Origin of the sequence: Chitinophaga sp. (genome assembly GCF_035564935.1) — a bacterium.
Lineage (GTDB): Bacteria > Bacteroidota > Bacteroidia > Chitinophagales > Chitinophagaceae > Chitinophaga.
The window spans coordinates 1-8,168 of the sequence record NZ_DATMTE010000344.1 but is presented as its reverse complement, the minus strand read 5'-3'; the positions used below and the strand labels follow the sequence as shown (position 1 = coordinate 8,168).

Annotated in this window: 5 protein-coding genes; 2 read left to right on the top strand and 3 right to left on the bottom strand. The window is 43.4% G+C overall.

Annotated features, from left to right (window positions below; translation table 11 throughout):
- Both VN105_RS09115 and VN105_RS09110 read left to right on the top strand, forming a co-directional pair.
- A partial coding sequence (locus tag VN105_RS09115) for a sensor histidine kinase (RefSeq protein WP_325640056.1) occupies positions 1-232 on the top strand: 232 nt, incomplete at its 5' end.
- A 1-nt stretch (position 233) separates the two neighbouring features.
- Entirely contained in the window at positions 234-998 is a 765-nt protein-coding gene (locus VN105_RS09110) for a response regulator transcription factor (RefSeq protein ID WP_325640054.1), read from the top strand.
- A gap of 43 nt (positions 999-1,041) precedes the next feature.
- Here the strand turns inward: VN105_RS09110 and VN105_RS09105 are convergent, their stop codons facing one another.
- The 3 genes from VN105_RS09105 to VN105_RS09095 all read right to left on the bottom strand — a co-directional run bounded on the left by VN105_RS09105 (position 1,042) and on the right by VN105_RS09095 (position 7,868).
- The gene (locus tag VN105_RS09105) at positions 1,042-2,964 is read right to left on the bottom strand and encodes a RagB/SusD family nutrient uptake outer membrane protein (RefSeq protein ID WP_325640052.1); all 1,923 of its coding nucleotides are present in this window, start codon (positions 2,962-2,964) and stop codon (positions 1,042-1,044) included.
- A 10-nt stretch (positions 2,965-2,974) separates the two neighbouring features.
- Positions 2,975-6,265, bottom strand: coding sequence for a SusC/RagA family TonB-linked outer membrane protein (locus VN105_RS09100; protein ID WP_325640050.1), 3,291 nt, complete (start codon positions 6,263-6,265; stop codon positions 2,975-2,977).
- 499 nt (positions 6,266-6,764) lie between these two features.
- On the bottom strand, positions 6,765-7,868 hold the full coding sequence (locus tag VN105_RS09095) for a glycoside hydrolase family 88/105 protein (RefSeq protein WP_325640047.1): 1,104 nt from the start codon (positions 7,866-7,868) through the stop codon (positions 6,765-6,767).
- Between the last annotated feature and the right edge of the window lie 300 nt (positions 7,869-8,168).

The window sequence follows — 8,168 nt, the reverse complement described above, 5'->3', positions numbered from 1 at the left end:
AGGCATACCGGAAGAGTTTAAAGATCAGATATTTGAACCCTTTGTAAGGGTACGTGGGAATGACAAGCCCGGAACCGGTATCGGGCTATCGCTGGCCAAATCGCTCACAGAGTTGCATAACGGATCACTGCGATTGATTTCCGGCGAAACAGATTTAGTTATATTTGAACTCCGGCTGCCCATACATCAGAAATTTGAATTTCAGTTAAGCAGCTGGAAAAAGATAAAATAGTATGACCGAAAGTATTCTTATTATTGATGATAACGAAGATATCCTGGAATTTTTATCTGTGGTTTTGAGAGATTCCTACCAGTTGCACCTTGCACTCAACGGGGAGATTGCACAAAATATTTTAGACAAGGAAATTATTCACCTTATTATATCGGATATTATGATGCCGGGAATTGACGGGTTTGAGCTGTGCAGGCTAATTAAATCCAATGTTGAATACTGCCATATTCCCATCATTTTATTAACTTCAAAAAACACGTATAAGGCGCACATCGAAGGACTGGAGGTAGGGGCCGACGCCTATATACAAAAGCCATTCTCATCAGAATTGCTGCAGGTGCAGATTGCCAACCTGCTTAAAAACCGCCGTAAAATAAAGGACCATTTTGCCAGCTCTCCCTTTGAGGATGTAAGGGTGATGGCGCATTCAAAAACGGATGAAGCCTTTCTGAAGAAACTGGATGAATACATCAGAACAAATATTAAAGACCCGAATATTGATATTGATATGCTGGCCGAACACATGTTCATGAGCCGCACTACATTGTATCGAAAGATCAAGTCCTTATCCTCGCTGTCTCCCAAAGAATTAATTGACATTACGCGTCTTAAAAAAGCAGCCAATTTAATTGCCAGGAATGAATTTTCATTTTACGAAATTTCAAAGATGATAGGTTACAGCTCGCAAAGCCTTTTCAGTCGCAACTTTCAGAAGTATTTTAAAATGTCGCCCAATGAGTATTTTGATTCATTGCCAAGAGAATAGGCGATGCCTGCTCTCCTGGCAATGATACTAATGCAAAAGCTGCTTAATTTTTAACCTCATCGGCAACAGCATCTTCCCATTTCGTCCACATTTCTACACCTGGGGCATAACCGTTATAACCAGGGTTTTGGCGCAGTTTTCCGTACAAATTTGCGTCGATAGACGATTGAGGAATTGGCCAGTAGATATTGTGTGGTGCTATGGTATAGGATCTGCCCTTTACGGTTACCTTGTTTTTGTTGTAAAAATTGCTGTAATGCTGTATGCGCTGGTACCAATAACTGTTATCTGAAAGCGTATTCACATTATAGGTATTTCCCCATTCATCTGGTTTGCCACTTAATGCCAGGCTGTACGACATACGGCTTAATTCCATGTGCCGCCATTCTTCCATCCATAATTCACGGGCACGTTCATTAGCAATGTCACCAATCGTAACAGTAGTGTATAATTGCTGGCAATTTGCTCTTCGTCTTACAATATTTACATCTGCCACAGCGGCGGCGATATTTCCTTTGTAAAACTCGGCCTCTGCGCGAAGCAGGTAGGTTTCGGCAAGACGATAACAGTACCAGTCGGCCGAACCGCCTCTGTTGTTATTACTAGCAGGGTTACCAATATGATCAGGATCATTTGCGAAAACTTTGTAATGCGGCCAATCGAACCAGTTACGCACGGTATCGGTACACAAAATTTTGTTGCCATTGTAGAGCCTCAGATTTTTGCCGAAATACAACGCATCTGAGGGGTCATTATATTTCATGGAATCCATTCTCGCCCAATTGCCCACCCTGCTGTTGTGTCGCAGATCTGCGGTATCATTAATTCCGTTTACATTCCAAAGGTCATTTTGTGCAAAATAGGTGGGACGGATCATGGCAATACCACGACCTAAAGCCGAATTAAAATCCACGTTGGCCCGGTAAGAACCGCTTGATGTAGCGTAGCATTGCATAAATTTGCCGGCGGGTGAAACTAACGTAGAAATATTCCACATCGGGCTCCAGTTACGCATGGTACGCATTTTTATGGCAGCATCCGTACCATCACGGTCGGGCATAGCAAGAATGGCTTCTTTATTTGACATGATACATTTGTTCACAGGGCGGTGAAGGTCCCATATCACGTTTCGTGTAATATGCCAGGTAGATTCCAGCGGGCTTTCAAACGTACCGAATGTAGATGTCATTAATGAATACCCTGAAGTATTAATTAACGAATCGGCTTGCGCAATAGCTTTGTCCCATTGACCGGTGGCAAGGTAACATTTGATCAGCAACTGGCGGCAGGCGCCTTTGTTGATCATTCCTATATAAGCCATACTTGACTGATCAGGCACCCATTGCACTGCATCTTCCATATTTTGGGTGATCATTTCCAGGATAGCTTCCCGGCTGGTACTCTTATAGTTTTGCTTGGGAGTAGATGGGATCTGCGTTATCAATGGAACATTGTTAAACTGGAAACATAAAGCAAGGTAACGGAATGATCTGTGAAAGTAGGCCCTGCCAATATATTCATGTTTTGTAGCTTCATTCAGATCGGGAACTTTATCAATATAGGAGGTAATTGTATTGGCATACTTAATACCATTATAAGTTTCTCCCCAGAAATAGCTCAGCATGTTCACATCATTGGTGTACATGCCGTCTGTTGGTGTAAGGCGTGTGGCCACATCTGCAAAGATACCTCCGTCGTCTGTTTTACCGGATACCGCCATGTCCGACAACATATACTCGCTGTTAATGGGTACTGAAATATCCCGTGTTGTAATGTAGCTCCAGTAGCTTCGCAAATGCTTGTCGCACATTGCTATGGCAGCATCAAGCCCCGACTTGGTGGAGAAAGTAGTTTCAGGTTCGTAAAAAGATAAAGGATCTGGCTTAAGATATTTCTTACTGCAGGAGGCAATCATTGCTGATGCAATCACCACGAAGAAAATTCTTGTTGTATAGCTGTTTTTCATGTGTAAATGTTTAGAATGTCACGTTTAATCCAAATGTGTAAATTCTGGGTGCAATATCACCGGTTTCTATATCCCAGTAATTCCAGTTCTTGTCTTTTTTCCATACAGCCAGGTTGCGAACCGTAGCATATAGTTTCAGGTTTTCAATCCCTGCGCGTGAAATAAGTTTGTGTGGCATTGCATAACCAATTGTTACATTATCAAGCCTGATAAAAGAACGATCGAATATCCTGTTGGGAGCCGCAACTCCGGAAGGGCCTCTTGCATCCAGCCGCCCAAAGAAATCATTGGGATGATCAAGCGTCCAGTAGTTTTTTTCATACGTGTTGGCATTGTACGTAACCGACGAAACACCATTGTCCTGGTTCAGGTAAGAAGTACTCAGGCTTTTATTGCCCCAGTAAGAATAGATATTGAATGAGAAGTTGAAGTTTTTATAGGTAAAATCATTTCGCAACGACCACATAGTAGGCGGTGTGGTCTGACCCAGAAATTCCTTGTCCTTATTATTATAAACTGCTGTTGTAGTACCATCAGCGTTTTTAATATCATCCTCCGTGTAATTGTTTGCTACCTTAGGATCGCCGGGCCGCTGGCCGTATTTGGCAGCTTCAGCTGCTTCATCTACCTGCCATATCCCCGTTACGCGGTAGTTCCAGATGGCACTGGCCGATTGCCCGATAAACCATCCGTTGGATATATCATCAGATTCTTTTGAGGCCACTACATTTCCATTAGCATCTAACACATCTTCATACCGGTAATAAAGATGCTTAATCGTATTTTTATATTTAGAGAATCCAAAAGTGGTATTCCAGCTAAAATCGCGCGTTCTTATATTTTGTGTGCTGACTGAAACTTCGAAGCCTTTGTTCTGTACTTCACCTAAGTTGGTAGTGATACTGGTAAACCCGGAGAAATCAGGCAAAGATTGGCTCATGATCATATTGGTTGTGGGCATGTAATAATAATCGAGCGTACCGGTGATCCGGTTATTTAGGAAAGCAAGATCCAGCCCGATATTATATGCGGTAGTTTTTTCCCATTGCAAATGAGGATTTGCCATCCGGTCAATTCTTAAATAGTAATACTGGATATAATTGCCGGTGGCATCTACGTAACCCTGGGTGGTTGCGCCATTGGCAAGATTGGCCAATGCAATATAGGGATTGGCAAGCGACCTGTTCCCGTTTTGGCCATAAGACAAGCGCAATTTACCATTGCTCAATACATTCCATTTAAAGAATTTTTCATTGGTAAATGTCCAGCCCAAAGCTGCTGAAAAGAAGGTAGCCCGGGGATTCGAGGTGCCGAAAGCAGAATAGCCGTCGCGACGCACGGAGGCTGTTAACATATAACGGTCATCGTACGAATAAAACACCCGCGCAAGCATACCATCAGCAGTTTCATGGGAGTCGTCAGTATTAAAGCTGCTGTAAAGAGGATCGCCGGTGGAAGTTTCATGGAATCCCAGCGCATCGCTTGGCAAAATATTGCGGGCATTGATCACATCGCTCCAATACCGCCGTTCTTCTGCTTCCTGAACCAGGGTTACATTTACTTTATGCTTTTGGGCAAAAGTTTCTTCCCAGCTGATGGTATTATTTAAAGACCAGTCAAAACGTTTTCCCCAGTTCCTGTCTACACCACGGCTAATTGGCAGCCAGTCAGGATGTTCCGCCGATTCAAAATAGCGGTTATAATACCACTGATACCTGGGAGAAACATTAAAGGAGTACTTGATATTGAAAGGTAGTTTTACTTTGGCGGAAAGAATGGTATTCAGAACAGTATAACCTCTTTCAAGTTTCATATACTGTTTATTGAAATCAAAATTATATCCTTTGCTGGCGGTCATTTCATCGCCCATAGGATGTACTTCCAGGTTTCCATCATCATCTCTGTAGGATGCAAAGGGACTGTTATTAATGATCTGTGATCCCCAGTTAACTGCAATATTTCCATCGGACCGGTCCTGGAAATTTACATTGGCGCTAATATCCAGCCAGTCGGTGACCTTGCCGTCCACTTTTAAGTTGGAGCGTACAGCCCTGTAATTATCACCCACAACCACTCCCTGGTTAGACAGATAGCCTGCGGAGAAATAGTAATTCATTTTGTCACTGGCGCCGGATACGCTGAGGTTATAATCCTGGTTAAAACCGGTACGGAAGCTATGGTCATACCAATCGAAGGTTTTACCTTTCAGGTAATTATCCAATGTTGTAAATTGAAGACCTAACCGTTTAGCCCAGATTTCATTATCAGTTGAATTACTTGTATTTGTGGAATAGTCTCTCCATTCGTCAATGGTGATACCATATTTATTCAACATTTCATCAGTAGGCATTTCATAATATCCCAATTTACCCGCTGTTGCTGTTTCTGATATATAGGGTTCATAAGCCCCTGTTGCTGAATTGATGCCATAGGTAGCCGCGGTATACCAATCCTGGCGGTATTGCATATAGCCATCGGGACCAAAAACCTTCCTGTTTGCAGCCATATCAGAGAGACCGAAATTGGTGGTCAGGTTAACAGTAGGCTTTCCTTTTTTTCCTTTTTTTGTAGTGATGATAAGCACCCCGTTAGCTGATTTTGCCCCGTAAATGGCGGCGGCAGACGCATCTTTAAGGATATCAATCTGATCAATATCATCGGGATTTATTTCAGACAATTCTCCATAAAAGATCATACCGTCCAGTATCAGTAAAGGATCATTATGCCCGCCATCCGTATACACAGAGCGTTGGCCCCGGATCCGTATGGTGCCTCCTCCTTTTGCAGAAGGATCAAAACCTACGCTCACGCCCGGTGTTCCGCGTATGATGTCCTGAACCGTTTTAGGATTCTCATCAGCAATCTTATTCGGGCGGATAGAAGTTATCGCCCCGGTAAGGTCTTTTTTCTTCATGGTGCCATAACCAATCACAACCACATTGTTCAGGTCGTTGGTAGCTTGTTGCATGATAATGACCAAAGGCTTTCCGTTTGGTGTTACTTCCTTGCTGATAAAACTTACGTGTGATGCTCTCAGGGGTACTCCTTTGCCGGCCTGGATGCTAAAATTACCCGATACATCCGTTTTTGCGATCACTGTTGTTCCTTTGGCGGCAATGGTAACACCAGGTATTCCATTACCCAGGGAGTCGGTAACCCGGCCTGTTATGGTTTGTTGCTGTGCATGGGCGCAAAAGGGAAACAGCAAAAACAGTAAGGCCCCGAATAATCCAGGCAGAAAGAACCTTTCATACAAAGAAGAGGCCTGGCTTTTCTTGGTTTTTGTATAATTTTTTTCCATAATGATCAGTTAGTCGTTATCGCGATGAAATTTATAATAGCAAGTATTTGGTTTATGCTCATCCAGGTACTGTTGATAGGGGAGTTCGTTACAATGAAGATGAATACCTCTGCGTTCTTCCGGGAGGTTCATTATTTGCTGATGCAATGCCTGAAATGCAGTGCCAACGGTACTTTTACTTCAGTTCGCCTTAGGGAATAATGTTTTAAGCTTCTCATAAGTGGAATATTCGTTGGCGCGAACCAGGGAGTTTTATGCGGACTACACACCTATCTACGTGGTTTATCTTCGTGGATGATCATTAATTTTAATATTGTAGTACGAAGTAAAAATTCTTTTTTGGTACGTTTTATTCAACTTTTTGTCGAATCATTCCAAAATAAAGGCGTGTAGAAGGGGGAACTATTAAATCACAGGCAAAGGAAAACGGAACTTCAAAGCTAAGCCGTTGGTGTTATTGCCTTTGTGCAGGGCCGCCAACACCAACGGCAGTATAAAACTATTTCCCTAAAAGTGCGGTTGCGCACCACAAATAAGGTGCTTGCCCGTGAAGGTCGCCTGCATTACGCGGACGGTCGTGGTAATATTGTTTATCATTCTTTTTGCCGGTACCAACACAAACTTCGGTTACATTATTGCGTTCATCGATATAAGAAACCATGGCGGTCCATGCTTTTTGTGCCGCCGGAGCATACTCAGCCGCATCCAGCCATCCTTGCTGAACGCCTATAATAAATGCATAAGTAAACATGGCAGTGCCGGATGTTTCCGGCCAGAAGTCTGCTTCATCAATAAGCTGGTTCCACATTCCACCTGGCCTTTGATGCTCTTTCAGACTTTTCATCATAGTAACATAACCTTGCATAATACGCTGGCGGTCTTTGTGATCTTTAGGCAGCTCAAGCAGCAGATCGGGCATACCCACTGCCATCCAGCCAGCTCCTCTTGCCCAGTAGTAGGGAACATCCGGGGCATGGTAAAAAAGTCCGTTCGGGCGTTGCAGCTCATCCAGGTAGCGTACCATTTCTTTTGCCGCCCTGTCAATATACTTGTGGTCGCCGGTTACCTTATAGGCTTCGATTTGTACAACAGTGATCATATACATATCGTCTATCCACAAGCGCGTTTGCCATGAATACCCTTTATCCGCCCAGGCTTTTTCGTCCGGTTTCGCATCCTTCGGCACTTCCCATTGGGAATCGGCATAAGCCAGTCCCATTTTCTTATAGCGCTCGTCTTTTGTTGCCTGGTAGAGTTTCAGCGCAATGCTGCCAAACATGTTATAGTCCACATGGTTCATGGGAGGCAGTAATACTTTTTCCCGCGTGAACAAGGGTTCGAATTTGTTCTGCAGGAGCTTCACCAGCTTTTGGTCTTTTGTTTTTACCGCATAGTCCAAAGCACCGTTCCAGCTGCAAACTTCAGCATAGTGAATGTACCTTCCTGCATAGAGTTCATGCCTGCCGTCCACGAAGTGGTAAGCCAATCGTTTGCCCACCTCGCCGGGCGCAGATCCCTTTGGAAATTTGGTCAGAAGATTTTGCTGGGCAGATAAAAATTGGAAAGATATAATTGCCAGCAACGATAAAAATAATTTACTCATAACGTTTTTTTGTAGAACTTATTTAAATTTTAGTGAATGTTTTTAATGTAACCTACCACAGCCTCCATACTTTCATCGGGCGCATGCGCCCGGTAATATATAAGGACCAGGCACGACCGTTTTCAGCTACTGAAGCCGGAGTCGTGCGAAGAAATAAAATATCTCCCTTAAATTCTGTTCAGGTTTTTGTCGATTCGGTTCTAAAATTGAAAGTGCGGGGTGCGACATTTTAGGAGACACATTATGATCCTTGAAGGCGCCTGAGAAACGCGGCTTCTTTGAAGATTTGGGTATTGTGCC

Bases quoted from the DNA above. Each gene is read 5' to 3' on its own strand.
- VN105_RS09110 (WP_325640054.1), top strand. From the start codon at position 234: ATGACCGAAAGTATTCTTATTATTGATGATAACGAAGATATCCTGGAA.
- VN105_RS09105 (WP_325640052.1), bottom strand. From the start codon at position 2,964: ATGAAAAACAGCTATACAACAAGAATTTTCTTCGTGGTGATTGCATCA.
- VN105_RS09100 (WP_325640050.1), bottom strand. From the start codon at position 6,265: ATGGAAAAAAATTATACAAAAACCAAGAAAAGCCAGGCCTCTTCTTTG.
- VN105_RS09095 (WP_325640047.1), bottom strand. From the start codon at position 7,868: ATGAGTAAATTATTTTTATCGTTGCTGGCAATTATATCTTTCCAATTT.